Source organism: Promicromonospora sp. Populi (assembly GCF_041081105.1).
Classification (GTDB): Bacteria; Actinomycetota; Actinomycetes; order Actinomycetales; family Cellulomonadaceae; genus Promicromonospora.
Map to the genome: position 1 here is coordinate 2,100,493 of NZ_CP163528.1, position 25,080 is coordinate 2,125,572.

Genomic DNA, 25,080 nt, shown 5'->3' on the forward strand with positions numbered 1-25,080 from the left:
GTTGTGGTTCAGACGGCGGCCGACGCCGGGATGGGCGCCGGGGCCACGCTGAGCCCCGTGCGCGCGGACTGGGTGGCGGCGTCGGCCAGTGCCAGCGCCTGGCGCCCGTCGAGCAGCGACGGGGTCGGCGCGGTGCCCTCGCGCACGGCGGCCACGAACGCGGCCAGCTCGCGCGTGTACGCGTCGGCGTACCGCTCCAGGAAGAAGTCCAGGTGCGGTCCGCGGGCGCCGGACACCCCGGCGGCGTCGAGCACCACGGAGGTCGCCGTGTGGTTCTCCACCCGCAGCGCCCCGCGCGGGCCGAACGCCTCCAGGCGCTGGTCGTACCCGGCGGCGTTGTGCCGGCTGTTGATGATCGTCGCGACGGCGCCCGAGGCGGCGGTGAGGGTCACGACGGCGGCGTCGTAGTCGTCGACCTCTGCGAGGGCCGGGTCCAGGCGCTGCGGCACGGCGTGGACGTTGACGATGTCGCCGAGGAAGAACCGCGCCATGTCGAGGTCGTGGATGGCCATGTCGCGGAAGATCCCGCCCGAGGACGCGAGGTACGCGACGGGCGGTGGTGCCGGGTCGCGGCTGATGATGGTGAGCTGTTCGACGTCGCCGATCTCGCCGGCCGCCACCCGGCTGCGGACCTCCGCGAAGGCAGCGTCGAAGCGGCGGTTGAACCCCAGCATGACGCGGTCCGCGCGGCCGCCGACCTGGGCCAGGCACCAGTCGGCGCGCGCCAGGTCGAGGTCGACCGGCTTCTCGACCAGCACCGCCTTGCCCGCGTCGACGGCCGCCACGATCTGGTCCACGTGGTACGGCGTGGGCGAGCCGACGATCACGGCGTCCACCGTGTCGTCGGCGAACACGTCCGCGACGTCGGTGGTGGCCGCCGCCCCGTACGCCGAGGCCAGGCGCTCGGCAGCGCCGTCGACCGGGTCGGCGACGAGCGCGAGCTCGACGTCGGGCGAGGCGGCGACCGAACGGGCGTGGACGGCCCCGATCCGGCCGGCGCCGATGAGCGCAAAACGCATGGTGTCTCCTTGAGCTGTTCTCATACCTCGGCGGCCCGGACGTCCGCGATGAGCGACTTGTCGCCGCCCGTCTGTTCGAGCTCGTGGGCCAGCTCCGCGAGCTCGGCGCCGCCCGCCATCTGCGACGTCAGCTCGTCGAGCGTGACGTCCTTCTTCTCGTGATAACCGATGGGGCTGCCGCGCTTGAGCAGCAGGAACCGGTCCCCGACGGGGTAGGCGTGGTGCGGGTTGTGGGTGATGAAGACGACGCCGAGGCCCCGGTCGCGCGCCCGCAGCACGTAGCGCAGCACGATGCCCGACTGCTTGACCCCGAGCGAGGCGGTCGGCTCGTCGAGGATGAGCACCCGGGCGCCGAAGTGGACGGCGCGCGCGATCGCCACGCACTGCCGCTCGCCGCCCGAGAGCTGGTGGATCGGCTGGTTCACGTCGCGCAGGTCGATGCCCATGTCGAGCAGCTCCTGCTTGGCGATCCGCTGCATCTCCTTGACGTCGAGGATCCGGAAGGGCCCCACGCCCTTGGTCAGCTCGGAGCCGAGGAAGAAGTTGCGCCACACCGGCATGAGCGGGACGACGGCGAGGTCCTGGTAGACGGCTGCGATGCCGAGGTCGAGGGCCTGACGCGGCGAGCCGAGGGTCAGCTCCTCGCCGTCGACCTCCAGCAAGCCCTCGGTGTGCTGGTGGCGGCCGGCGATGATCTTGATGAGCGTGGACTTGCCGGCCCCGTTGTCGCCGAGCACGCAGGTGACGCGGCCCGCCTCGACGTCAAGATCGACGTCGTGCAGGGCGACGATGTTGCCGTACCGCTTGCCGACCCCGCGCATCCGCACGAGGGGGGTACCCGGTTCAGTGGCGCTCATCGCTGCTCCGCCCGCTTCTTGACGACGAGGTTGACGATCGTGGCCACCAGGAGCATGAGGCCGAGGAAGAACCTGAACCAGTCCGGGTTCCACTGCGCGTAGACGATGCCCCGGCTGACCATGCCGAAGATCAGGGCGCCCAGCGCCCCGCCGACCGCGGAGCCGTAGCCGCCGGTCAGCAGGCAACCGCCGATGACGGCAGCGATGATGTAGAGGAACTCGTTGCCCACCCCCTCGCCGGACTGCACGGTGCCGAACGCGAACAGGTTGTGCATGCCGAGCAGCCAGGCGCACAGCCCGACCCCCATGAACAGGCCGATCTTGGTGCGCACCACGGGGACGCCGACGGCCGAGGCCGCCAGCTCGTCCCCGCCGGCGGCGAAGATCCAGTTGCCGACGCGGGTGCGGACCAGCAGGTGGGTGGCGATCACGACGAGCGCCAGCCAGAACACGATGGTGATGTCCCAGTTCACGCCGAGGAAGCTGATCTCGGCCGCGAAGAACGAGCGCGCGGACTCGAACCCGTCCATCTCGGCGATCGACGGGCTGGAGACCCCGCCGGCCACGATCCTCGTGACGCCGAGGTTGACCCCGGCGATCATGAGGAACGTCGCCAGCGTGACGATGAACGAGGGCAGCTTCGTCACGACCAGCAGGTACCCGTTGAGCAGCCCGAGCCCGAGCGACACGACCAGGGCGATGCCGACCCCCACCCACACGTTGGTGCCCAGATACCAGGAGAACTGGGCGGCCGTGAGCGCCGAGAACACCACCGCGACCCCCGTGGACAGGTCGAACTCGCCGCCGATCATGAGCAGCGAGACGCCGACGGCCATGATCCCGATGGTCGAGGCCCCGTACAGCACCGTCGCTACCGACGGGAGCTGCGTGAACACCGGCGCGACCGCGGCGAAGAACACAAAGACGCCCACGGCGCCGACGACGGCGCCCATCTCGGGCCGCGCGAGCAGCCGCGCGACCGCCGAGCGGCGCACCAGCCGCTCATCGGCGGCGGGCGGCGACGCCGGCGGCGCCGGGGTGGTGGCAGTGGTCATCAGCGGATGCCGTCCTCGGCACCCGCAAGGACGTCTTCGGCGTTGTCCTGGTCGACGATCGCCGGGCCGGTGTAGACGGGCTGGCCGCCGCCGAGCACAAAGCCGCCGTTGTGCTGCAGCCACAGCGACTCGATGGCGAGGTAGCCCTGCAGGTACGGCTGCTGGTCGACGGTGGCGAGCACGTCGCCGTCGACCACCGCCTGGGCGAGCTCGGCGTTCAGGTCGAACGAGGCGACCTGCGCCTCGGAACCGGTCTCCGCGACGGCGTCGACGATGGTCACCGTGAAGGGCGCGCCGAGGCCGATGATGACGTCGGCGTCGGGGGTGGCCTGGAGCTTGGCGGTGACGGTCGAGCTCACCTGGGTCATGTCCGTGCCCTGCACGTACAGCACCTCGGTGTCCGGGAGCCGGTCCTGCACCCCGGCGCAGCGCGCCTCCAGGCCGACGTTGCCCTGCTCGTGGATGACACAGATCGGGTGCGTGAAGTCCTGCTCGACGAGCAGGTCGCCGAGCGCCTCCCCGGCAAGGCCGTCGTCCTGGCCGATGAAGGTGAACGCGCCGAAGTCGAGCGCGTCGTCCATACCGCCGTTGAACCCGACGACGGGAATGCCCGCGTCGACGGCGTTCTGCGTCACGCCCTGCATCGCCTCCCCCTTGGAGAAGGTCAGGGCCAGGCCGTCCGTGCCCTGGTCGACGGCCTGCTGGGCGAGCTGGCTCTGGCGTGCGGCGTCCGGGTCGCTCGAGTACTGCAGGTCGACGCCGTAGCGCTCGGCAGCTGCCTCCGCGCCCCGCCGCGCGATGTCCCAGAACGTGTCCCCGGGCCCGGCGTGGGTGACCATCACGGCGGTCATGGTCGGCTCGGCGGCGGCGTCGGGTGCGTCGTCCTCCTGCTGCCGCCCGCCACCCGAGCAAGCGGTGAGAATCATGGCCAGCGCGCCACCGAGGGCGAGCGCGCGGACGAGGGGTCGTCGGTTCACGAGCGGAGCTCCTTACATCGTTGTGAAGGGCCAGGCTGCCCAGGCTATCGTCGCCCGGAGCCATGTCAAGACATATGTACGACCGGTCAAACCGCTACTTCTGGGCGTCCCCCGAGAAGTGGTACGACGCCGCTGTGCGCTGCGCGCTGTGCGGCCAGCGCTGCGTGACGACCTTGCCGCGGGTGTAGAACCGGATGCCCTCCGGCCCGTAGACGTGGCTCTCGCCGAACAGCGAGTCCTTCCAGCCGCCGAACGAGTGCCACGCGACGGGCACCGGGATCGGCACGTTGATCCCCACCATGCCGACCCGCACGCGGCGCTGGAAGGTCCGGGCAGCCTCGCCCGACGACGTGAACACCGCGGTGCCGTTGCCGTAGGGGTTGGCGTTGATGACGTCGATCGCCTCGTCGAGGCCGGAGACGCGGACCACGTCGATGACCGGCCCGAAGACCTCCTCGCGGTACACCTCGTGCTCGGCCGCCACCCGGTCGATCACCGTGGGGCCCACGAAGAAGCCCTCCTCGTAGCCCGGCACGGTGCGGCCGCGGCCGTCCACGACAAGCTCGGCGCCCTCCCGCTCGGCCGACGAGATCAGGCCCTCGATCCGGGCCTTCGCCTGGGCGGTGATGACGGGGCCCATCTCGGCGCCCGGCTGGTCGCCCGCGGTCACCCGCACCGACCGCGCCTTCTCGGCGAGGCGCGCCACGAGCTCGTCGGCGACGGCGTCCTCGACAACCGCGACGGACAGCGCCATGCAGCGCTCCCCCGCCGCGCCGAACGCGGCGGCGGCGAGCTGGTCGGCGGCGTCGTCCAGGTCGGCGTCCGCCAGCACAACCCCATGGTTCTTGGCCCCGCCGAGGGCCTGCACCCGCTTGCCCTCGGCCGAGGCCGTGGCGTGGATGTACCGGGCGATCGGCGTCGAGCCGACGAACGAGACAGCCGCGATGTCCTCGTGGTGCAGCAGGGCGTCGACCACCTCTTTGTCGCCCTGGACCACCTGGAACACGCCGTCGGGCAGGCCGGCCTCCTGCCACAGCTCGGCCAGGAAGAGCGACGCCGACGGGTCGCGCTCGGACGGCTTGAGCACAAACGCGTTCCCGGTGGCGATGGCGACGGGGCTCATCCAGAGCGGCACCATCACGGGGAAGTTGAACGGCGTGATGCCGGCGACCACACCGAGCGGCTCCCGGAACGAGTAGACGTCGATCCCCGAAGCGGCCTCGCTGGAGTACTCGCCCTTGAGCAGGTGCGGCAGGCCGGTGGCGAACTCGACGACCTCCAGGCCGCGCGCCACCTCACCGGCCGCGTCGGACAGCACCTTGCCGTGCTCGCGGCTGACGATCGCGGCGAGCTCCGGGGTCCGGGCGGCCAGCAGGTCGCGGAAGCGGAACAGGACCGCCGCGCGCTTGCCCAGGGAGAGCTGCGACCAGGTCTCGGCGGCGGCGACGGCGACCGCCACCGCGCGATCGACGTCGGCGGCCGTGCCGAGACCGAGCCGGGCGATCTCCTGGCCGGTGGCGGGGTTGAAGACCGGCTGGGTGCGCTCGCCGGTCGACTCGACGTGTTTGCCGTCGATCCAGTGGGTGATCAAGGGTTGGGTGGTCAGGGACATGGGAAAACCTTTCAGGGCGGTGGTCACAGGTAGTGCCGCTGCGGGGTGCGGGCCGCGTCGTACTCGGCGCGCGCGGCCCGGGTGCTGGACAGGGTGGAGACGCCGCTCACGGGTACGTCCCACCAGTTCGAGCCTGGGGGGTTGGGCCCGGTGAGGTCGGTCTCGACGTGGATCAGGGTCGCGCGGTCGGACGCGGCGGCGGTGCGGAAGGCTGCCCGGAAGTCGTCGACGCTCTTGGCGACCAGCACGTCGACGCCGAAGCTCTCGGCGTTGCGCACCAGGTCGAGCGGCACCGGCTCGCCGTCGAGCAGCCCGGACTCGGGGTTTCGCATCCGGTAGCTGGTGCCGAACCGCTGCGACCCGCGGGACTCCGACAGGGCCCCGATCGACGCGAACCCGTGGTTCTGCAGCAGGACCACTATCACCTTGATCCGCTCGGACACGATGGTCGCGAGCTCCTGCGGGAGCATCTGGTAGGTGCCGTCCCCGACGATCGCCACGACCTCCCGGCCCGGCGCCGCCAGCTTGGCGCCCATCGCGGCCGGGATCTCGTAACCCATGCAGGAGTACCCGTACTCCAGGTGGTACTGCGACGGCGTCCGGGCCCGCCAGAGCGCCTGCAGGTCACCGGGCATCGAGCCGGCGGCGTTGATCAGGATGTCCTCGTCGCTCATCAGCTCGTTGAGCGCCCCGAAGATCTCGGTCTGCGCGGGCAGCGGGCCGTGCCCCAGGTGGTAGGCACGGTCGGTGACGACCTGCCAGTCGGCGACCCGCCGGGTGACCTCGGCGCGGTACTGGTCGTCGGTGCGGTGGCCGGCCAGGGCTTCGGTGAGCGCGACCAGCCCCTCGCGGGCGTCGGCCACCAGCATCTCGCCGGAGTGCTTCGCGGCGTCGAAGGCGGCGACGTTGAGATTGACGAACCGCACGCCGGGGTCGCGGAACGCGGTGTGGCTGGCAGTGGTGAAGTCGGTGTACCGGGTCCCGACGCCGATGACGACGTCGGCCGTCGCCGCGAGCGCATTGGCGGCGTCGTTGCCCGTGGCGCCCACTCCCCCGACGGCGAGCGGGTGGTCCCACTCGATCGCGCCCTTGCCCGCCTGGGTGTCGGCCACGGGGATGCCGGTGGCGGTGGCGAAGGCGCACAGCGCCTCGCTCGCCCCGGAGTAGACGACGCCGCCGCCCGCGACCACCAGCGGCCGCTTCGCCGCGCGGATCACCTCGACGGCGCGGGCCAGCGCGGCCGGCTCCGGCACCGGGCGAGCCACGTGCCATACCCGGTCGCGGAAGAACTCGACGGGCCAGTCGTAGGCCTCGGCCTGCACGTCCTGCGGGAGCGCCAGGGTCACGGCCCCCGTCTCGGCCGGGTCGGTGAGCACCCGCATGGCCGCGGGCGCGGAGCCCAGAAGCTGCTCCGGCCGCCAGATCCGGTCGAAGTACCTGGAGACCGGCCGGAACGCGTCGTTGACCGTCACGTCGGGGCCGCCGGGGTGCTCCAGCTGCTGCAGCACGGGGTCCGGGATGCGGCTCGCGAAGACGTCCGAGGGCAGCAGGAGCACCGGGATGTGGTCGATGGTCGCGAGCGCCGCGCCGGTGACCATGTTGGTCGAGCCGGGGCCGATCGAGGCGGTGCACGCGAAGGTCTGCAGCCGCTCCTTGGTGCGTGCGTAGCCGACGGCGGCGTGCACCATGCCCTGCTCGTTGCGGGCCAGCAGGTAGGGCAGCTCGTCCGGTCCGGTCTCGCCCGCGGGCACGCCGGCCTCGGTGGCCTCGACGTGCGCCTGCAGCAGCCCCTGCCCGAACCCGGCGACGTTGCCGTGCCCGAAGATGCCGAACGCGCCGGCGAAGAGGCGCTGGGTCACTCCGTCGCGCTCGGTGTGCTGGTGGGCGAGGAAGCGGACCAGCGCCTGGCCCACGGTCAGTCGGACAGTGCTCATGCGGTCTCCTCGGTGAGATCCGTGGTCGGGGAGGTGCTGGACGCGGGCCCCAGCGGCAGCCGCGGGTCGACGGTCTCCGTCGCCCAGGTGTCGCGCACCCAGTGGTGGGCCGGGTCGTCGACGGACAGCCAGGTGCCGTCGTCGGCCGGGCCTGCCATGACGTTGAGGTAGTACAGGTCGTAACCGGGGGCCGCCGCGGACGGCCCGTGGTAGCCGTGCGGCACCAGCACGGTGTCGCCGGTGCGGACCTCGGCGAAGACGTCGATCGGCCGCTCCGGTGTGCCGTACACGCGGTGGTACGCCAGGCCAGGGCCGGTAGGGCCGTCGGCGACCTCGAAGTAATAGATCTCCTCCAGCTCCCGCTCCTCGTGGCCCGGTACGTCGCTGTGCGCGTCGTGCTTGTGGGGCGGGTAGGAGGACCAGTTACCGCCCGGGGTGAGCACCTCGCACACCAGGATGCGGTCCACCTCGATGCCGGTGCCGATGGTGTAGTTGTGCACCTGCCGGCTGGCGCGGCCCGCGCCGCGCAGGTCGACGGTCGCCTGGTCTGCGCGCAGCACCTGCACCGGCTGCACCCGCCCGGCCCGCGCGGTGGCGACGGCGACCCTGGCGGACGCTCCGTCGTCGGGCCGCAGCGTCACGGTCGAGCCGACCGGGAGGTAGGCCGTGTCCGTGGGCCCGGCGAAGACGCCCGCCCGCCCGGCGAGCCGCAGGTCGTGCCGCTGCCCGCCGGGGTCGGTCACGTCCAGGCGCAGGCCCCCGCGCAGCGGCACAACTACTGCCTCGTCGGCGGTGAGCTCCAGGTCGAGGCTCCCGCCGGCGGGAATCTCGTGGACGAGCAGCCCGCTGTAGCCCCAGCCGGCCCGCTCGGGCGTGATCTCGGCGACGGGGCCGCCGATGCTCGCGTCGGGGAGGCCTGCTCGGAGCACAAGGTCAGTCACGGCGTCGTCCTTCGCAGCAGAGTAAACAGCAGCAGAGTAAACAGCAGAGTCGTTCACAACAGCGCCACCGCCCCGTCGACAGCCGCCGCGACGTCGCCGCCCGGCGGGTACAGCAGAGACCGGCCGATGACCAGCCCGCGCACGGACGGCAGGGCGAGCGCCTTGGCCCAGCCGGCCATCGCAGCGTCCTGGTCGCCGGAGACCTCCCCGCCGAGGATGAGCGCGGGCAGGGTGGAGGCCGACAGGACCCGCTCCATGTCGTCCACGACTGGCAGCTTGAGCCAGGTGTAGGCCGACGTGCGCCCCAGCCCCGAGGCGACGGCGATGGCGCGCATCACGGCGTCGGGCGTCAGGTCGTTCTGCACCCGCCCATCCACGCGCCGGGAGATGAACGGCTCGACCATGGCCACCAGACCGCGGTCGGCGAGCTCGTCGATGGCACGGGCGCACGCCTCCATCGTGACAACGGACGCCGGGTCCTGCGCGTCGATGCGCAGCAGCATCTTGCCGCCGTCGAGGCCCGCCTCGGCGACGCCGCGGGCGTCGTAACCGGTGAAGCGGTCGTCCATCTCGAACGCCGAGCCGGCCAGGCCGCCCCGGTTCATGGACCCGTAGACCAGCTTGCCGTCCAGCGCGCCGAGCGCGGCGAGCTCCTCGACGAGGTCGGCGGTGCCGAGAAACCCGCCGACGCCCGGCCGGCCGAGGGCCACGGCCGTGCGGCGCAGGAGGTCGCGCCGGTCGGCCATCGCCATGGGCTCGTCACCCACCGCCACGGCGCCGCGCGCCGGGTGGTCGGCGGCGATGACGAGGAACCGCTCGCCGGACACCGGGCCCGGATGCCGCGGGCGGGTCAGGACCCGCCGGCGCAGCGCCCCCGGGTCGGACACCCGCAGCTCGACGACGTCGTCCACGGTCAGGGCCTCGTGCACAGTCGGGGCTTCTGTCGCGACCGGGCCGCCCGCGCGCTCGCGGACCTCGATGGGGGCCCTGGAGCGGACCTCGACGAGGACCTCGACCGCGGCCTTGGTCAGCTGCTCCGGGACCTCGCCCGTGGCCAGCAGGTGCTCTACCTCGGGAGGCGTCGGCATCGCCGTCGAGCACTCCAGCCGAGCGGCGACGATCGCGCCCGCCGCGTTGGCGAACCGCAGCGTCCGCTCCAGCGTCCAGCCCCGCAGCAGCCCGTGGCACAGCGACCCGCCGAACCCGTCGCCGGCGCCGAGGCCGTTGACGACGTCGACGGTGACCGCCGGCACGACCACCCGTTCGTCGCGGGTCTTGGCCAGGACCCCGTGCGGGCCCTGCTTGACCACCGCGACCTGCACACCGGCCGCCAGCAGCGCGTCGGCCGCGCGGTCGGGGTCCCGCTCGCCGACGGCGACGAAGCACTCCTCCTGGTTGCCCACGGCGATGGTCACCTGCGGCAGCACGGCACTGAGCTGCTCGCGCGCCGCATCGACGTCGGGCCAGAACATGGGGCGGTAGTCCAGGTCGAGCACCGTGTGGCCGCCGTGGCCGCCCCGGCGGCGCGCGGCCAGTGCGGCGTGGTGCGCGGACCGGCTGGGCTCCTCGCTCAGGCCGGTGCCGGTGAGCCAGAGCAGGCGGGCCGACCGCACGGCGTGCAGGTCGATGTCCTCGGGCGTGATCCGCAGGTCAGGGGCGGACGGCGACCGGTAGAACCAGAGCGGGAAGTCGTCCGGCGGGAAGATCTCGCAGAACGTGACGGGGGTGTGCAGCTCGGGCACCACCACTACGTGCCGGTCGTCCACGCCGAACCGCCTCAGCTCACGCCGGGCGTACCGGCCGAAGGGGTCCTCCCCCACACCCGTGATCACGGCGGTGGTGTGGCCCAGCCGGGCGGCGGCCACCGCGACGTTCGTCGGGCTGCCCCCGAGGTACTTGCCGAACGACGTCACGTCCTCGAGCCCGACGCCGCTCTGCAGCGGGTAGACGTCGACGCCGATGCGGCCGATCGCGAGCACGTCCGGCGCCCTGGCCTCGTCCCCCATCATGTCCCCCGTCTCTCGGCCCCCAGCTCGGCCCACATCGTCGCGGATCCGCGCGCACACCCGTACGGCGAGTAGCTCGACCCTCCTACCCGACCCGCCCCGCTGTCAATACTTTGTCCTGACATTTGAACATCACGTCTTGAAATTCATTCACCGCTAGACTCCGCCTACAGAAAGCCGACCGCAACAGTGACCACGCCCGTGACCACCAGGAGGCCCGCCGTGCCCCAGCCGCTGCGCATCGACCTCGACCGGTCGAGCCCGGTGCCCCTGTACCACCAGGTGGCCACCGCGATCGACGCGGCGATCGAGGACGGGCGGATGCAGCCGGGCGAGTTCCTGGAGAACGAGGTGGCACTGGCCGCCCGCCTCGGTATCTCGCGCCCCACGGCACGCCAGGCGCTGCAGGACCTGGTCGAGCGCGGTCGCCTGGTGCGCCAGCGCGGCGTCGGGACGCAGGTCGCCCCCGCGCGCGTGCGCCGGCCGGTCGAGCTGACGAGCCTGCACGACGACCTGGCCAAGACCGGGCGCGAGCCCAGCACCGAGGTGCTGGAGCGCCGCGTGGTGCCGGCGACCGCTGAGGTCGCGGAGGCGCTGGAGGTGCCGGAGGCCAGCGACGTCGTCATGATCCGGCGCCTGCGGCTGGCCGACGGCGAACCGCTGGCGGTGCTCACCAACTACCTGCCGCCGGAGATCGCCCCCAGCAGCGAGGAGCTCGCGACGCAGGGCCTGTACGACCTGCTGCGCTCCCGCGGCGCCAAGCCCAAGGTGGCCCGGCAGCGCATCGGGGCCCGCAGCGCGACGGCGGCCGAGGCCCGCGTGCTCGGCGAGCGGCCGCGTGCGGCCCTGCTGACCATGGAGCGCACGGCGTACGACGACAGCGGCCGCGGCATCGAGTTCGGGCAACACATCTACCGTGCCTCCCGGTACATGTTCGACACGACGCTGTTCTCGAGCTGACCGACGTCCCCGCAGTCGCGGCCTGACACCCGCGATCGCATTTGTCCTGACATTCGGTTGACAGGTTGCCCGGACCCGGGGTCGAATGGGTCACGCCGAACACCGCCGTCGGCCTAACCGGAGGATCCCGTGACCCAGACGTTCGACGCAGCCACGACCGACGTCACCGGCAGCGAGACCCCGCTGGGGCGCATGACGCGCGAGTACCCGCAGACGGCCCTGTGGAACGACTCGGCAGACCCCGAGCAGCTCGGCCGCGCCATCTCCTGGGGCGCCGTCGGCGCCACCTGCAACCCGGTGATCGCGCTCGCCGCGATCCAGGCCGACCTCCCGCGCTGGACGGCCCGCCTGCGCGAGCTCGCCGACGAGCGCCCGACCGCCACCGAGTCCGACCTCGGCTGGGCGGTGGTCGAGGAGCTCAGTGTCGACGCCGCCCGCCTGCTGCAGCCCGCCTTCGAGGCCTCTGCCGGCCGGAACGGCCGGCTGTCGGTCCAGACCGACCCGCGCCTGCACCGGGACGCCGCCGCCCTGGTCGCTCAGGCCGAACGCTTCGCCGCGCTGGCGCCGAACGTCATCGTCAAGATCCCGGCGACGAAGACCGGCGTCGAGGCGATCGAAGAGGCGACCTTCCGCGGCGTGAGCGTCAACGCAACTGTCTCGTTCACCGTCGCCCAGGCGGTCGCCGTCGCCGAGGCGATCGAGCGGGGCCTCGACCGCCGTGCGGCCGCGGGCCTGCCCGTCGAGGAGATGGGCGCCGTCGCCACCATCATGGTCGGCCGGCTCGACGACTGGCTCAAGGTCGTGGCCGCGCGCGAGGGCCTGCTCCTGCCGCCGGGGGTCCTCGACTGGGCGGGCGTGGCGGCGATCAAGAACGCGTACCGGATCTTCACCGAGCGCGGTTACCGCACCCGGGTCCTGTCGGCGGCGTTCCGCACCCACCTGCACCTGTCGGAGCTGGTGGGCGGCGACCTGGTGATCTCCCCGCCGTTCGAGTGGCAGGACTCGATCAACCGCAATCGCCTCGCCCTGCCGGCCCGCATCGACGCCCCCGTCGACCCGGAGATCCTCGACACGCTCACGCGCACGCTGCCCGACTTCCGGGCCGCCTACGAGCCCGACGGGCTCGCGCCCGAGGAGTTCGCGGGATTCGGCCCGTCGCTGCGCACGCTGCGCCAGTTCCTCGACGCCGACGCCCAGCTCGACCAGCTCGTACGGGACGTCCTGGTCCCTGCGCCCTGACGCCGAGCTTGCTGGGAGCTCCCTGGTGAGACAGGGTCGGTGCCGTGGACGTCACCGAGGTACCAGAGCGAGTTGTCCTGCTGGACGAGCACGGGGCACCCGCCGGATCGCAGCTCAAGAGTGTTGTGCACACCGCGGACACTCCGCTGCACCTGGCGTTCTCGTGCCACGTGCTGAACGCGGCCGGCCAGGTGCTGGTCACCCGCCGTGCCCTGGGCAAACGCACCTGGCCGGGCGTGTGGACCAACTCCTTCTGCGGCCACCCGCAGCCGGGCGAGCCGATGGAGGACGCCGTCGCACGGCGCGCGCAGGACGAGGTCGGGCTGACCCTGCGTGAGCTGCGGCCCGTGCTGCCCGAGTTCCGGTACCGCGCCACCGACGCCTCGGGGATCGTGGAGAACGAGGTGTGCCCCGTCTACGTGGCGGTCGCCGACGAGGAGCCGCACCTGAACCCGGACGAGGTCATGGATGCCCGGTGGGCCGACGCCGGTGCGCTGGGCGCCGCCCTCCGGGCCACCCCGTGGGCGTTCTCGCCCTGGTTCGTGAGCCAGGCGCGGGAGATGTCTCTCTACGCGGGCTGAGCTTCGGGCATCCAGTCCTCGTCGTCGCGGACCCACGTCGTACCACCGGCTTCCGGCCGTGCGCCGTCGACGAGCCAGTAGGTCTCGTCCGGGTTCCACCCGGCGATGACACTGGCCGTGTCGCCGGCAGCGTCGTCGTCGACCGGGATCGCCGTGCCCGCGGCGGCGACGTACGCGGCGGCGGTGAGGTGGACGGCATCGTGGTCGACGGCGACCGCCGCCCAGTCGGGCACCACCCAGCGCCCCACGCGGCCGGTCGTGAGGTACCAGTCATGCCGCTTCGCGTTCACCTCCAGCGGGTACTCCCGGCACAGCGCGGCCCACGCCTCGGCGCTGTCGATCTCGCGTACGCGCGCGTCGGCGGGGACCTCGACCGGGCGCGTGACCGCCCGCTCCCAGCCAAAACCGTCCTCCACCAGCCAGAGGCCCGCCGGCCCGGACGTGTCCAGGCTCCTCGTGGTGCGGATCAGGTCCGACGGCGGGGTCGACCACCAGGCCCCGCTGAAGGAGGCAGTCGGATCTGCCGCCGCGTGCTGCGCCGCCTGCCGCTCAGCCTGGACGACGTCGGCGCGCCACAGTGCCAGCCGGTTCGCCACGCCTGTCGCTCGCCCGGGAACGGGCTCGGCGTCGTCGTCCCACTCGACTACGTGCTGGTCCTCGCGGGCGATCGGTTCGCTCCACCAGCTCACGGCCGCAGCCGCGGCGGCGACGTGCTCGGCGACCCGTTCCAGTGCGGCACGCACGACGGGTGTGGCGGCGAGCACGTCGTCGCCGTCGGGCTCCTGCCAGTAGCGGGCGTTGTCCACCGCGCCGGCGAGGGCGTGCAGCGCGGAGTCCTGGTCGACGTCGGTCAGGCGAACCGCGTCCAGGAGGGACGCCACGGTCCCTGGCGTGGCGGCCGCCTCCCGGGTGGCGACCGCCACCGGGACGTGCGGGCCGGGACCGGAGTACGCCACGAGGATCTGGCCCGGGTTGGGGTCGAGCGCGTAGGCCGCCGACATCACGGCCTGAGCGAGCGGCGCCTCCGTCCCGTCGCGCTCGGCAAGGAAGGACTCGGCGTCGAGCGCGAGCCCCAGCAGGAACCTGCGCCCGCGCCAACCGCTCAGCAGCACCTCTGGCGTGATCGAGCTCATCTCAGCATTGTTGCTCAGCACGCCCAGGGAATTACGGCGCCTCCTCACCCGCCGGAGAGATTCTCCGTGTCAGCTCCGGCAGGCCGTTGCCGCGCAGGTCGGCAAGGACGGCCGCCCGTCCCGCCATGGCCATGACCAGGGAGAGCAGGGGCCCGGCGACCGCAGGCCCCGAGCCCGCCTGGAAGTCGGCGTCGGTCGCTGTGAGGCGCAGGCCCTTGACCAGCGACCGACTGTTGACCGCGAAGTCCTTGGTGGCGAAGAACCGCGCGACCGCCACGAGCGCCTCGGCCTCTGGCTCGTGTCGCAGGCCCAGCGGACGGCGGATGTCCTCGGCGTGGACGATCACCTCACCCAGCCCTGCGGCGCTCTCCTTGCGGGGCAGCCCGATCGACCCGACGCCGGCGAGCCGGTCGAGGGTCGCCGTCGGCGTCGGGCCGCGGAACTCCTCGAGGCGCCTCTGATTGTGCAGGTCGGCGTCGAACCGCGCCCCGATCATGCTCCGGATCCAGCCCAGCGGGGAGAGTGTGGAGGCTGCGCCCAGGTGCGCGACCACGTCCTCCACGTCCCAGGCGCCGCACAGCGTCGCTGCTCGCCACTGCTCCGGCGTCAGCCGACGCAGGTCGTCGGCGAGCGCCGAGCGTTCACGGTCCTGGAGCTCCGACAGCCGGGTCACGCGGAGACCCTACCGACGTCGGCCCCCTCGACGAGCTGCCGGGTCTGCTCAGCCAGCGTCTTCCAGGCCACCGTCGGCAGGTCGTGGCCGACGCCGGAGAGGATCGTGCGTCGCGCCCCGCGGATCGCACGCGCTGTGTCGCGGGCGGCCGACGTCCGGATGAGGGGGTCGTCCTCACCGTGCAGCACGAGCGCGGGCGCGTCGAGCTCACGCAGGCGCGGGCCGCGCCACCGGGCGTGGAGCTGGCGGCCGAGCCCGCTCACGTCGCGCGGCCCGCTGCCGAGCCCGCGTTCGATCCGGGCGCGCGCCTCCTCCTCGTCGCAGGGATTCACCGGTGAGGCCATCTTCCGGGCGACGGCCAGGGACGCGGCGACGTCGCCGTCGTGCCCGTCCGGGAAGCTCTGGGCGGCGAGCCTCGCGAGCAGCCCGAGCCGCAGGTAGCGCAACGCCCGGAACCCGGCCGCGTCGCTCGGCGGGGCGTCGCACGAGACGACCGCGAGGGCACGCCGCGGATGGCGCAGCGCGAACCGTTGGGCCACGATGCCGCCCAGCGAGTGCCCGAACACGACCGCGCGCTCCCAGCCGACGGCGTCGAGCACGGCGGCCGCGTCGTCGACGACATCCTCGGAGGTGTACGGCACGTGGTCCGTGCCGAGCAGCGCTGCCCACCGGCCCCGCCGCGTGGCCTGGCCGAACCGGGTTGACTCCCCGGAGTCACGCTGGTCGTACCGGACTACGTCGAAGCCCTCGTTCGCGAAGGCCCGGCACAGCCCGTCCGGCCACCAGGTCCGGGAGAGCGCGAGCCCTGTCATGAGCAGCAGCGGCGTACCTCCGCCGCGCTCGAACCGGTCGTAGGCGATCTCAACGGCGCCGTGGCGCGTGTACTCGGTCGGGGACCACTCGGCAAGGTCGTTCATCGAGCCATTCTCGCTCAGTGGCTCTCGTGCGGCGTGGAGACATCACGTGCGGGGGTTGTGTTGCGCAGAGTGGACGTTGTCTACAACATGCAACATCGCCCGGGGAGCATGTGTTTCCCCGGGCGATGGCACCACATGGCATCGCGTAGCACCATTGATCCCGTGAGTGGTAAGCAGAGCGGTGAATCGGTCCCGCTACAGCGTCGGCGCCGCTTCGTCCTGCACGCGGAGTTCGCTGCCATGTCTCAGGCAAGTCCCCGCCTGTCGTTGGAGGCGTTCCGTGCCGACCAGGACGCGGCCATCGATGACGAGGCGGTCAGTGGGTCAGCTTCAGCCCGATGACGATGGCGATCAGCCCGGCGATGAGCAGCACGCGGACGACAGAGACCGGTTCGGCGCCGGTGAGCATGGCCCACGCGACCGTGGTCGCGGCGCCGATTCCGACCCACACGGCGTAGGCCGTGCCGACGGGTAGGTCGCGCATCGCGTAGGCGAGGCCGCCCATGCTGGCGACGAGGGCACCGCCGAACACCAGGCTCGGCGTGAGCTGCGTGAGGCCCTCCGAACGACCAAGGGCGGTGGCCCAGACGGCTTCCAGCAGGCCGGAGACGACAAGGATGATCCAGGACATGGTGTGCTCCTCAAGATGCCGTCTTGTCGCACACCGGGTACGGCAACCCTCGTCCGGGAACCCCTGCGGGCTCTGCCGCCATGTTGGCACACCCCGGGCCGTTCCGGCCCGGCACAGGTGGAGAGACTCGTCACCAGCGCTGTTTGACCGAGCGGCCTGTTGACCGCACGGCTGGTTGACTGGGCTCATGACGGGGATGCGACGGCTGAGCCGGGTGCTGGACAGCCCGACCGGGGTACGGATCGGCGCGGCGCTCGGCGTCGGCGTGCTGCTGGGCTGGCTCCTGTCGTGGGACTCCGTGGTGGCTGCGGTCCTGGGCGGCTGGGCAGGTGCCGGGCTGGTATTCGTGGCCTGGACCACGCTGGTGATCGTCCCGATGGACGCGGAGGCGACCAGCGAGCACGCGGTGCGCGAGGAACCAGCGCGCGGCATCGCGAACCTGATAGTGCTCCTCGCGGCCGTAGCCAGCCTGGGTGGCGTCGCGGTCGCCCTCGTGGGCGGCGGGCTGGACGACGACGACGTCACGATGGGCGCCGTCCTCGCCTCGGTCCTCGTCTCCTGGGCCAGCGTGCACACGGTGTTCGCGCTGCACTACGCCCGCGCCTACTACACGGCACCGGCCGGCGGCATCGACTTCCACCAGACCGAACCGCCCCGGTACAGCGACTTCACCTACCTGGCGGTCACCGTCGGGATGAGCTTCGCGGTCTCCGACACGGACCTGGGCTCCTCGGCGATGCGCAAGATCGCGCAGGTCCACGCGCTGCTCGCGTACCTGTTCGGCACGGTGGTCGTGGCCCTCCTGATCAACCTGGTCGCGGGGCTCGCGAACACCTGAGCCGCCACGTCAGCCCACCGGCTGGCGGAGCCGCCGCACCACGGCCGTCACCGCCTCCCGGCCGGCCCGGTTGGCGCCGATGGTCGACTGCGACGGCCCGAAGCCGATGAGGTGGACCCGCGGCTCGTCGGCGACCTGCGTGCCGCGCACCGCGATCCCGCCCAGCTCGTTACGCAGCCGCAGCGGGTCCAGGTGCGCCAGGTCGGCCTTGAACCCGGTGGCCCACAGGATCGTGTCGACCGGCGTGAAGCTGCCGTCGGCCTCCCGCACGCCCAGCGGCTCGACAGCGGTGAACATCGGCCGCCGCTCCAGCGCGCCGCGGGCCTTGGCCGCGAGCGCGTACGGCGTCCAGATCAGCCCGGTGTAGGAGACCACGCTGCCGGTCGGCCGCCCTGCCTCGGCGTCGGCCGTCACCTTGGCGATGGTCTCCCGGCCGACGGTCTCGGGCAGGAACTCGCGGTCCAGGAACACCGGCTCGCGGCGGGTGTACCAGAGGGTGGTCGCCACGCGGGAGATCTCCTCCAGGAGCTGGATCGCCGAGATCCCGCCCCCGACGACCGCCACTCGCTGCCCGGCGAAGTCCTCCGCCCGGCCGTAGTCGCGGGTATGCAGCTGGCGGCCGCGGAACGTCTCCCGACCCGGGTAGCTCGGCAGCACCGGGTTGGTCCAGGTGCCGGTCGCGTTGATGACGGTCTGCGTGGTCCACGAGCCGCGGTCGCTCGTCACGACGAGGTCGCCGTCGGGGTCGTCGTCCGCGCGCCGGACCGCCACGACGTGCACCGGGCGCAGGATCGGGAGCGCGAACGTCCGCTCGAAGCCCGCGAAGTACCGCGGGACGGCGACGCGGCTCGCCTCCGTGGTGTCGACGGCGGGCTGGGTGAGGCCGGGGAGGTCGAAGATCCCGTTGACCGTCGCCATCCGCAGCGACTCCCCGCGGTGCTGCCAGGCCCCGCCCGGCGCCGGGTTGGCGTCCAGGACCACGTAGGTGCGCTCGGCGTCCGGCTGGTCGACGGCGCTCACAAAACCCCTGCGCTGCAAGTGGTACGCCGCCGACAGGCCCGCCTGACCGGCCCCGATCACGACCACCGTCGCCCGCTGCAGCTGCTCGTTCACACCGGGCACAACACCGCGATCGCGCAGATGTTTCCGGGTGGGCGCGGTCAGCCCAGCGTGATCCTGCGCACCGCCTCCACCACCGTCTCGTGCCGCGGCGCCTCGGTGTCCAGCGCGCGGTGGATGGTCAGCCCTTCGATCAGGGCGTCGAGCATCCGGGCAGTCACGGGGTCGAAGTGCCGTTCGAGGGCCGCACGCGAACGGGCCATCCACGCGTTGGTCAGCTCGCGGTAGGCCGGCTCGCGGGACGCGAGCGTGTACAGCTCGTGGGTCAGCACGAGGTCCCGGTTGGTGTCGAAGACGTCCTGCGTGATGATCGCGATGACGGCTTCGCGGGCGCTCGCGAGGTCGGTGGCCTCGCTCATCCGCTGCTCGAACCCGTCGCTGACGCCCCGCGAGAACCGGCTGAACGCCTCGCGCAGCAGCTCGTCCATCCCGGCGAAGTGGTACGTCATCGACCCGAGCGGCACATCCGCCGCGGCCGCCACCTTGCGGTGCGAGACCCCCGCGACCCCCACCTCCGCGATGAGGTCCAGGCACGCGTCGATGATCCGGTTCCTGCGGTCGGGGTCGTGCCTGCGCGCGGTCACTCTGCCCGCCCTCAGATCTCGCGGACCACACGGGCGGGACTCCCGACGGCGACGACGTTCGCCGGCAGGTCCCGGGTGACGACCGCGCCGGCCCCGACCACCGTGTTGTCCCCGATCGTGACACCCGGGCAGACGATGACACCCCCGCCGAGCCAGACGTTGTCCCCGATGGTGATCGGCCGCGCGGCCTCCAGCTTGTCCCGGCGCGGCTCGGGCTCGACCGGGTGCGTCGGCGTGAGGAGCTGGACCCCCGGGCCGAGCTGGCAGTCCGCGCCGATGACGATGGTCGCGACGTCCAGGGCGGTGAGGTTGTAGTTGACGAACGTGCGCGGGCCGATGTGGATGTTCTCGCCGTAGTCCACGAACAGCGGCGGCTTGATGAACGCGCCGTCGCCCAGCGTGCCGAGCAGGTCCGCCAGCAGCGACCGGGCGCCGTCGTCGCCCCCTACCACCGCGCGGTGGTAGGCGTCGGCGAGCGCGAGGGCCCGCTGGGCCAGCCGCGCGCTCTCCTGGTCGTCAGCGACGTAGGGGTCGCCGGCGAGCATGCGCTCGCGGTTGGTCCGGGGGTCGCCGGCGAAGTAGTCCTGTGCCATGTGCCCACCCTAGCGGGCGTTGTGTACGAACGTACGCATGATGTGTACGCTCGTACGTATGGCTCCAGTACCAGGCTCCGGCCCGCAACCGGCCGACCGGCGCGCCCGCGCCGCCGTCGCCGCCCTGTTCCTCACCAACGGCGCCCTGTTCGCCAACCTGGTCCCCCGCTACCCGGAGATCAAGGCCGCCCTCGGCCTCGACAACGCGACGTACGGCCTGGCCATCGCCGCGTTCCCGACCGGGGCGATCCTCGCCGGGCTGGGCGCGGGCTTCCTGGTGCGCCGGTTCGGGTCGGGACGCGCAGCGGTGGTGGGCACGATCCTCACCGGGCTCGGTGTGCTCGCGGCCGGCCTCGCGCCGTCGTTCGGCTTCCTGGTGCTGGCGCTGCTGCTCGGCGGCGCGATGGACGCCATCACCGACGTCGCGCAGAACGCCCACGGTCTGCGTGTGCAGCGCCGGTATGGGCGCTCCATCATCAACGGCTTCCACGCGGTGTGGTCGATCGGCGCCGTGCTGGGCGGGTCCATGGCCGCCGGCGCCATCGCGCTCGGCCTGCCGCTCGGCACGCACCTGACCATCTCGACCGTGGTCTTCGCGATCGTCGCGCTGGTAGCGCTGCGGTTCACTCTCCCGGGGCTCGACGGCGACGCCGACGACGCCGCGGCGCGCGCCACCCCGGCCGCGGACGTGCGCAGCGCCGGCGTGAGCCCGCGCATCATGCTCATCGTCACCGCGCTGGTCCTGATCGCCATCGGCGGCGCCCTCGTGGAGGACGCCGGCAGCTCCTGGGCGACCCTGTACCTGTCCGACTCCCTGGGTGCGCCCGCCGCGCTGGCCGCCACCGGGTTCGTCGCTCTCGTGGGCGCCCAGTTCGTCGGGCGGCTGCTCGGCGACCGGATGGTCGACCGGTTCGGCCAGCGGATGGTGGCCCGCGGCGGCGGCGTTCTTATCGCCGTCGGCATGGGGCTGGCGCTGGCCTTCCCGACCGTGCCCGGCACGATCGCCGGCTTCGCCGTCGCGGGGCTGGGCAGCGCGACCCTGGTGCCCGCCGCCATGCACGAGGCGGACGAGCTGCCAGGCCTGCGCCCCGGCACCGGCCTGACCATCGTGTCCTGGCTGATGCGGCTGGGCTTCCTGGCCTCCCCGCCGCTGGTCGGGCTCGTGGCCGACAACGCCGGGCTGCGCTACGGCCTGCTAGTCGTGCCGATCGCCGGAATCCTGATCGTCCTTCTGTCGGGGGTGCTGGAGAACCGGAAGACCGCACCCAGCTGAGCGCTGGGTGCGGCCTCCCGTACTACTTCGTAATCGCGTAGACCCGCACGTCCTCGGCAGGCACGGTCGTACGCAGGCTGCCCGTGACGCGGGTTTCCTGGCCCGTCCACAGCTCGGTGACGTCGTACCGGCCGCCGCCGAGGCCGAGCTCACGCAGCGGCAGGTCCACCCGCCGGGCCGACGACCCGTAGTTGAACGCGGCCACGTAGGTGGTCCCGCCGTCGTGCAGCACAAACGTGTCCGACGCCGTGAAGGCGTCCGGGCCGGCCTGGACCGGCGCGAACGACCTGCCGAGCTCCGCAATCCGGTTGATGTCCGGGTTCTGCAGCAGGTCGCGTGCCCGCTGCTTGATGACTGCGTTCCCGGTGGCGGTGAGGTCCTCGCTGACCTGGTAGACCCCCGTGATGACCGCGGACGTGACGCGCGCGCGGTTCTGCCCCTCGGGCCAGATGCTCGGGTACGGGTCGTCGAGCAGGTAGGCGTTCGCGTTGCTGTCGTACTCGTAGTTGCCGAACTGGATGTGGTCGCCGTCGTTGAAGGCGTAGACCTCGTCGAGCCACCAGCCGTACGTCAGCGAGTTGAGCAGGTACTCGGTGCTCTTCTGGTAGCGGTCCGGCTCGGTGGGGTGCCAGTTGTTCAGCGCGCCGTGCACGTCGCACGAGATCCGCCGGGCATGGGCGAACTCCGAGGCGAACAGCGGCGAGATCGCGAGGTCGATGAACATGTCGTCGCCCACGTAGTCCACGACCTGCGCCATGCCCTGGCGGAACGCCTCCTGGCCGGTGTGCACGTCGGCGTCGTACCAGCTGTCGGCCTCGACGTAGCCGTGGGTGAGGAAGTCCAGCTTGACGTAGCGCACCCCGAGCTCGCGGAACTTGCTCAGCGCGATCCGCGCGCGGTTCTGCACGCCAGGGTTGGTCGGGTCGAGCGCCCACGCGCCGTCGATGTTCACCGGGATGCCGTTGACCTTGAGCGCCATCTCGCGGAACGTCTGGTTCTCGCAGGTGGGGCACAGCGCCGTCCCGCCGATGGGCTCGTCGAGACCCTCGCGCCAGAAGTTGGCGAACGGCTGGAAGTAGAGGGCCGGCTCCTGGTCCCGGGCCCGGACGTCCGCTACGTACTGCTCCAGCTCCGACCACGAGGTCTCCGGGTCCTCGAACGAGTACTCGGGCGCGAGCATCTTGTCCCAGTAGGAGTCGACGCCGACGTACGGGCCCATGGCCGACTCCGTGTTGCGGAAGGCCGGGGTCTCCTCCGCGAGAAACTCGGAGACCTCGTCCATGACGGCGGCGTCGCCCCCGCGGGCGCCGAGGCCACCCCAGGTGTTGAACCCGAACGGTGTGCCGTCGGACCACGTGCGGGACTGCGCGATCTCGGCCGCGGCCCGCCCGAACGTCTCCATGCCCGTGCGCCAATCCGGGTAGAAGCCCACGAACATACGCGGCGAGCTCACCGTGGCCCCGCTGACGTCGCCGTGCGGCTTGAGCTCGCGGTTGAACTGGTACTTGTTCATGTCGTCGCCGTAGTCGTAGCTCCAGTCGGTCAGCCCTGCGGCTGCCTGCAGCCGGTCCAGGCCGCCGCGCGAGTTGCCGTCGGCCACGATGCCCGACTTCCAGGTGTCCCGGTCCAGCGAGCCGACAACGAGACCGCGGCGCGAGGTGTCGTCGATGAACGCCGTCACCTCGAAGCTGCGCCGCGCGGGCGTCACGTCCTCGATGGCCGGGGTCTCGTAACGGACCCAGTGGTCGTTGTCGAACGGGACGAGCACCATCCGGTTGTCGCCATCGGTCCCGAGATCGACCGAGCGACGCTGGTCGGTCATGATCGGCACCATCATCGACGTCGTGACGGCGCCGTCGGTACCCGTCACGTCGAGCTGCACCGAGAACGAGCGGTCGCCGTCGAACACGAAGACCTGCCTCAGGGTGGGCAGCCCGGGCTTTGCGCAGGTGACGACGTTCCGGGCGGTGACCCGGCAGGCGCCGTCGTACTGCTTGGTGGTGACGAACTCGTCGCCGATGCGGACGCCGCTGTAGAAACCGGTGACGGCCTCCTGCCGTCCCCAGCGGGCGTCGGCGGTGCCGCTCCGGAGCGAGTACTCGATGGTGACGTCGCCGCCGCGGAGCACCGCGCGCTGCCCGCCCGGTCGGGCGCGGGTCGGGTCCACGGGGACCGGATCGGACGCGTCGGGGTCGGTGAGGGCGTAGTCGGTCCCGGTCGCGCCGGCGACATCGATCAGGTCGAGGTCGGGGCCGAGCGCCCCTTCCGGGGCGCTGAAGGTCAGCCGGTTCTCGCCCGCGTGCAGCGGAAGGGGGACGACGACGGTGCCGACCTGGTCCCAGCCGCCCGTGGAGCCTGTGGGCAAGACGACGGTCTCGCCGCCGTCGGGCGTGACCGTGAGCGCGCGGGAGTCGTCGCCGCTGAGGTAGTGCAGCGTGACGTCGTACGTACCCGCCTCCGGCGCGACGATGCCGGGCACCAGGATCGTCGAGTCCGGGTCGACGCTGCCGACCTTGCTGCCGCCCGAGCAGGTGGAGCAGCCGTTGCGGCTCGCGCCGTCCAGCACCACCTGGGGCGCCTCGGCCTCGATGACGGCCGGGGCGGGGCTCGGCTCGACGGCGGTCGGCGCTGCGGCGTTCGGTACGACGGCGGCCGGAGCGGCCGATACCGGCAGCGCCCCCGTCGTCGCCACAACCGCGAGCGCCAGGGCGATCGCGAACCGCGAACGGGTGGATGGCTTGACTGACATGAAGGCCCCTCCGGCGTCATTGCTGGGTGGTTGCTGGGTGCGGTGCCACTCAACCGTCTTTCCTTGCCGTAGTCAATTAAGTCGTCCGGTTCTCGCGGTTAGAGTCGCCGCATGACCGGCAGACCAGAAGCGCCTGTGCTCAGTCCGGCGGGGACGCGCGTCTTCCAGCAGCTGGTGATGACCGGCGAGGCGTCGCGCACTGCCCTGGCGCACGACACCGGGCTGACGCCGGGTGCGATCACGCGCGCCGTGCGCCCGCTGCTGGCGGCGGGACTGGTGCACGAGACCGGTGACCGGGCGTCGACCGACGGTGCCCTGGGGCGGCCGGCGACGATGGTGACGGTCCAGGCCGGGGCGCACCAGGTGATCGGCGTGAAGGTCACGGGCGACCAGCTCTTCGGCGTGGTCTGCGACCTGCGCTGCGAGGTGCTGGACGAGGTGACGGTGCCGGTCGGGGACCGCCGCCCGGAGGCCCTGATCCAGCAGATCACTGATCTGGTGGCGGGCCTGCGGGCCGACCGCCCCACGGTGGGCAGCGTCGGGCTGGCCGTGTCCGGCGACGTCGACGCGGGCTCGGGTCACGTGGCCTACTCGCCATTCCTGGGCTGGCACGACGTGCCGCTCGGTGCACAGGTCGCCGAGCGCACCGGGCTGGCGACCACCGTAGAGAACGACGTGCGTGCGCTGCTGACCGGCGAGCGCTGGTACGGCGTCGGCCGCGGGCTGTCGTCGCTGGCACTCGTCACGGTCGGCGCCGGGATCGGGTGCGCGCTGCTGGTCAACGGGCAGGTGGTGCACGGCAGCTTCGGCGTGGCGGGCGAGGTGGGGCACGTGCTCGTCGACCCCGACGGCCCGTTGTGCCACTGCGGCAACCGGGGCTGCGTCGAGGCGATCGCCGGGTCCGCCGGGATCCTGGACCGCATGGCGCAGGCCGGGTTCGGCGCTCTGGGCATCGGCGACGTCGCCGACCTCGCCCGCTCCGGACAGTCCGACGCCGTGCGGGTGCTCGGCGACGCCGGCCGCGCCGTCGGCATCGGGATCGCCACGATCGCCAACCTGGTGGGCGCCCAGCACATAGTGATCACCGGCGAGGCCATCAGCGACGAGCACGACTACGACGTCATGGACCCGCACGTCCGGCGCGCCTTCGCGGAGCGGGCCTTTGGTTCGGCCGCGAGCGCCGCCATCGAGCTGCGTCCGCTGCGCTTCGTGGACTGGGCCCGCGGTGCGGCGGCGTGCGCGGTGGAGAACTTCGTCACGCACTACGGCCGCTCATAAAGGTCCGCCTTCATCAAGCGGTTCGGCATGCTCCGGGCGACGATTCCATGCCGAATCGCTTGATCGAAGCGGACACCCTGATGGTACCGAGCGGTTCCATCTGCTGCTACG

At 72.2% G+C, this 25,080-nt stretch carries 21 protein-coding genes, 1 pseudogene and 1 riboswitch; of the genes and pseudogenes, 6 read left to right on the forward strand and 16 right to left on the reverse strand.

Annotation, left to right across the window (positions count from 1 at the left end):
• Positions 1-8: 8 nt before the first annotated feature.
• The 8 genes and pseudogenes from iolG to iolC all read right to left on the reverse strand — a co-directional run.
• Positions 9-1,019 (reverse strand): inositol 2-dehydrogenase, encoded by a 1,011-nt coding sequence (iolG, locus tag AB1046_RS09580; RefSeq protein ID WP_369374675.1) that lies wholly within the window; start codon positions 1,017-1,019, stop codon positions 9-11.
• Positions 1,020-1,039: 20 nt separating this feature from the next.
• Positions 1,040-1,876, reverse strand: a complete 837-nt coding sequence (locus tag AB1046_RS09585) for an ATP-binding cassette domain-containing protein (RefSeq protein WP_369374677.1) — start codon at positions 1,874-1,876, stop codon at positions 1,040-1,042.
• Positions 1,873-2,931, reverse strand: a complete 1,059-nt coding sequence (locus AB1046_RS09590) for an ABC transporter permease (protein WP_369374679.1) — start codon at positions 2,929-2,931, stop codon at positions 1,873-1,875. Before AB1046_RS09590 ends, AB1046_RS09585 begins: the two co-directional genes overlap by 4 nt.
• On the reverse strand, positions 2,931-3,908 hold the full coding sequence (locus AB1046_RS09595; protein ID WP_369374681.1) for a substrate-binding domain-containing protein: 978 nt from the start codon (positions 3,906-3,908) through the stop codon (positions 2,931-2,933). Before AB1046_RS09595 ends, AB1046_RS09590 begins: the two co-directional genes overlap by 1 nt.
• A 94-nt stretch (positions 3,909-4,002) precedes the next feature.
• Entirely contained in the window at positions 4,003-5,520 is a 1,518-nt protein-coding gene (locus AB1046_RS09600; RefSeq protein ID WP_369374683.1) for a CoA-acylating methylmalonate-semialdehyde dehydrogenase, read from the reverse strand.
• Positions 5,521-5,543: 23 nt separating this feature from the next.
• Entirely contained in the window at positions 5,544-7,454 is a 1,911-nt protein-coding gene (gene iolD, locus AB1046_RS09605; protein ID WP_369374686.1) for a 3D-(3,5/4)-trihydroxycyclohexane-1,2-dione acylhydrolase (decyclizing), read from the reverse strand.
• Complete coding sequence (iolB, locus tag AB1046_RS09610; protein ID WP_369374688.1) at positions 7,451-8,395, reverse strand: 5-deoxy-glucuronate isomerase; 945 nt, start codon at positions 8,393-8,395, stop codon at positions 7,451-7,453. Before iolB ends, iolD begins: the two co-directional genes overlap by 4 nt.
• Positions 8,396-9,441: 1,046 nt before the next feature.
• A pseudogene (iolC, locus tag AB1046_RS09615) lies at positions 9,442-10,401 on the reverse strand (5-dehydro-2-deoxygluconokinase); the annotation flags it as partial.
• A gap of 222 nt (positions 10,402-10,623) precedes the next feature.
• Between iolC and AB1046_RS09620 the strand changes: the two are divergent.
• The 3 genes from AB1046_RS09620 (at position 10,624) to idi (ending at position 13,181) form a co-directional block, all read left to right on the forward strand.
• Positions 10,624-11,361, forward strand: a complete 738-nt coding sequence (locus AB1046_RS09620; RefSeq protein ID WP_369374690.1) for a GntR family transcriptional regulator — start codon at positions 10,624-10,626, stop codon at positions 11,359-11,361.
• 129 nt (positions 11,362-11,490) lie between these two features.
• The gene (locus AB1046_RS09625; RefSeq protein ID WP_369374692.1) at positions 11,491-12,600 is read left to right on the forward strand and encodes a transaldolase family protein; all 1,110 of its coding nucleotides are present in this window, start codon (positions 11,491-11,493) and stop codon (positions 12,598-12,600) included.
• A 44-nt stretch (positions 12,601-12,644) separates the two neighbouring features.
• The gene (gene idi / locus AB1046_RS09630; protein ID WP_369374694.1) at positions 12,645-13,181 is read left to right on the forward strand and encodes an isopentenyl-diphosphate Delta-isomerase; all 537 of its coding nucleotides are present in this window, start codon (positions 12,645-12,647) and stop codon (positions 13,179-13,181) included.
• Here the strand turns inward: idi and AB1046_RS09635 are convergent.
• The 4 genes from AB1046_RS09635 to AB1046_RS09650 form a co-directional block, all read right to left on the reverse strand.
• Complete coding sequence (locus AB1046_RS09635; protein ID WP_369374697.1) at positions 13,169-14,314, reverse strand: hypothetical protein; 1,146 nt, start codon at positions 14,312-14,314, stop codon at positions 13,169-13,171. The two genes, idi and AB1046_RS09635, sit on opposite strands and share 13 nt — an antisense overlap.
• 31 nt (positions 14,315-14,345) lie before the next feature.
• Positions 14,346-14,987 (reverse strand): maleylpyruvate isomerase family mycothiol-dependent enzyme, encoded by a 642-nt coding sequence (locus AB1046_RS09640; RefSeq protein WP_369374699.1) that lies wholly within the window; start codon positions 14,985-14,987, stop codon positions 14,346-14,348.
• Positions 14,984-15,904, reverse strand: a complete 921-nt coding sequence (locus AB1046_RS09645; RefSeq protein ID WP_369374701.1) for an alpha/beta fold hydrolase — start codon at positions 15,902-15,904, stop codon at positions 14,984-14,986. Before AB1046_RS09645 ends, AB1046_RS09640 begins: the two co-directional genes overlap by 4 nt.
• Before the next feature lie 316 nt (positions 15,905-16,220).
• Entirely contained in the window at positions 16,221-16,535 is a 315-nt protein-coding gene (locus AB1046_RS09650) for a multidrug efflux SMR transporter (RefSeq protein ID WP_369374703.1), read from the reverse strand.
• Positions 16,536-16,547: 12 nt separating this feature from the next.
• A riboswitch (guanidine-III (ykkC-III) riboswitch) is annotated at positions 16,548-16,611 on the reverse strand.
• Positions 16,612-16,722: 111 nt separating this feature from the next.
• Here AB1046_RS09650 and AB1046_RS09655 point away from each other — a divergent pair.
• A complete protein-coding gene (locus AB1046_RS09655) occupies positions 16,723-17,373 on the forward strand; it encodes a DUF1345 domain-containing protein (protein WP_369374706.1) in 651 nt (216 codons plus the stop codon).
• A 9-nt stretch (positions 17,374-17,382) separates the two neighbouring features.
• Here AB1046_RS09655 and AB1046_RS09660 read toward each other — a convergent pair whose 3' ends face one another.
• The 3 genes from AB1046_RS09660 to AB1046_RS09670 are packed head-to-tail and all read right to left on the reverse strand — an operon-like array spanning position 17,383 to position 19,669.
• Positions 17,383-18,486, reverse strand: a complete 1,104-nt coding sequence (locus AB1046_RS09660) for an NAD(P)-binding domain-containing protein (RefSeq protein ID WP_369374708.1) — start codon at positions 18,484-18,486, stop codon at positions 17,383-17,385.
• A 47-nt stretch (positions 18,487-18,533) separates the two neighbouring features.
• Positions 18,534-19,076, reverse strand: coding sequence for a TetR/AcrR family transcriptional regulator (locus tag AB1046_RS09665; RefSeq protein ID WP_369374710.1), 543 nt, complete (start codon positions 19,074-19,076; stop codon positions 18,534-18,536).
• A gap of 11 nt (positions 19,077-19,087) precedes the next feature.
• Positions 19,088-19,669, reverse strand: a complete 582-nt coding sequence (locus AB1046_RS09670) for a sugar O-acetyltransferase (protein WP_369374712.1) — start codon at positions 19,667-19,669, stop codon at positions 19,088-19,090.
• Positions 19,670-19,727: 58 nt separating this feature from the next.
• Here AB1046_RS09670 and AB1046_RS09675 point away from each other — a divergent pair, with 58 nt between their 5' ends.
• A complete protein-coding gene (locus AB1046_RS09675) occupies positions 19,728-20,942 on the forward strand; it encodes an MFS transporter (RefSeq protein WP_369374714.1) in 1,215 nt (404 codons plus the stop codon).
• Positions 20,943-20,964: 22 nt separating this feature from the next.
• On the opposite strand, the gene AB1046_RS09680 is transcribed toward AB1046_RS09675, so the two are convergent.
• Positions 20,965-23,691 (reverse strand): hypothetical protein, encoded by a 2,727-nt coding sequence (locus tag AB1046_RS09680; protein WP_369374716.1) that lies wholly within the window; start codon positions 23,689-23,691, stop codon positions 20,965-20,967.
• A gap of 111 nt (positions 23,692-23,802) precedes the next feature.
• Between AB1046_RS09680 and AB1046_RS09685 the strand changes: the two genes are divergently transcribed.
• On the forward strand, positions 23,803-24,969 hold the full coding sequence (locus AB1046_RS09685) for an ROK family protein (RefSeq protein ID WP_369374719.1): 1,167 nt from the start codon (positions 23,803-23,805) through the stop codon (positions 24,967-24,969).
• Positions 24,970-25,080 lie beyond the last annotated feature (111 nt).